This is a genomic window from Rhizobacter sp. P5_C2 (assembly GCF_054049715.1).
Map to the genome: position 1 here is coordinate 1 of NZ_JBFULV010000257.1, position 724 is coordinate 724.

1 protein-coding gene is annotated in these 724 nt (G+C 64.1%); it reads right to left on the minus strand.

The features are described from left to right. Window positions 1–398: 398 nt before the first annotated feature. The coding region (locus tag ACXJLU_RS33475) for a transposase (protein WP_457338027.1) at window positions 399–724 on the minus strand (326 nt) is incomplete at its 5' end.

Genomic DNA, 724 nt, shown 5'->3' on the forward strand with positions numbered 1-724 from the left:
TGGCGATCCAGTCAGCCGCATTCTCGGCATCGACCACGATGCGCGGCTTCGGACTGCGATTCAGCGTGCCAGCGCCGAACCCGCTGGCGGCAAGCAGGCTTTTGAAGAGTCGCATGGTTCGGAGCCTCCGCTGGACATTCCTGGATCAGGCACCGCTACTTGGCGCGGAAGCAGTCTATCGTGAGGGTCAGCTCCTGGCCGATTGCGGCGGTCGCAGACCAGGCTGCCTTGGCCCGCCAGCCGCACCATCGGGCCGACATCCTGCGTTCGCTCCTTGGTCGCAGCGCCCAGCGACCGCTATCCTGTGTGGTAGTCCGTTACGCCGGCTTGTCGTTTCTCTCGCCTCTAAAGCCCTTGGTCCGACGCCTCCTAGTGTGGTGCGCTTGAATTGAGTGAACCTATTTAGCGACTCGATCGAGGGCTGCCTTGGCGCGGGTGACCTTGGCGAGGATGTCGGTGGCGCTGGCGGTCCAGATGAAGGGCTTGGGGTCGGCGTTGTGGTGGGCGATGTACAGGTCGATGGCCAACTCCAGCTCGGCGACGCTGGTGAAGCTGTCGCGCTTGATGCGGTTCTCGGAGATGTCGCGGAAGAAGCCCTCGACCATGTTCAGCCAGGAGGCGGTGGTGGGCGTGAAGTGCATGACGAAGCGCGGGTGCCTGGCCAGCCACGCCTGCACCTGCGGGTGGGTGTGGGTGGCGTAGTTGTCCACGATCAGATGCAGCG